The sequence below is a fragment of the Streptococcus cristatus genome (genome assembly GCF_003943505.1).
Classification (GTDB): domain Bacteria; phylum Bacillota; class Bacilli; order Lactobacillales; family Streptococcaceae; genus Streptococcus; species Streptococcus cristatus_E.
The window spans coordinates 1-676 of record NZ_RJPS01000082.1 but is presented as its reverse complement, the minus strand read 5'-3'; the positions used below and the strand labels follow the sequence as shown (position 1 = coordinate 676).

The 676-nt window shown below is 47.2% G+C and carries 1 protein-coding gene; it reads right to left on the bottom strand.

Annotated elements, in window-relative coordinates; translation table 11 throughout:
- Positions 1 to 27 precede the first annotated feature (27 nt).
- The coding region (locus D8792_RS11110) for an acetylxylan esterase (protein WP_142999409.1) at positions 28 to 676 on the bottom strand (649 nt) is incomplete at its 5' end.

Here is a 676-nt window from a genome sequence, read left to right as displayed (position 1 = left end):
TGGTTTCTTTCTTGCTACTATCTATTTTTACCAATCTTTAAAAGCTTCCAGCAAAGAAGGATGGTCAATCTTTGAACCACAAAGCCAGTTGAAGACCCTATCATTGACATAGACATTCATGGCTTCATGCTCGTACTCTGGCATGAGATGGTGCTCCTTAGTACACTCCAGCCGGTTGTAAATCGCAAACTGGGTAATCGGATAACAAACATCGTCAGCCAGTCCTGTTATCATCCGCACGCTCCCTTGAATGCGGTGAGCCATATTTTTCACATCGATATAGGACAAGGTCTGAATAATCTCATCCTCCGTTTCGTGGAAAGGATCGTGGAACTTAAAATAACGAAAGAGCTCATCATAGGCCTCGCTGGTATTGCCAATCTCCGGTACCCTCAGGAAGTCTGACAAGAAAGGATAGATAGCTACTATCTGCTTAATGCGCGGATTGAGAGCCGCTGCCACCAAAGCCAAGGCTCCGCCCTGAGAAGCACCATAACTGGATAGATGCTCCTCGTCCACAAGGTCCAAACTCGCCACAATCTCAACCAAGCTGTAAATATCTAGATAGACATCTTTATAAAAGAGACGCTCTGGTCCATCCACTGCCCCACGGATAATCTGACCCTTGACCGTATTGCCCCTTACAGGCACCCCTCCATCCGGCACCCCTCCATCC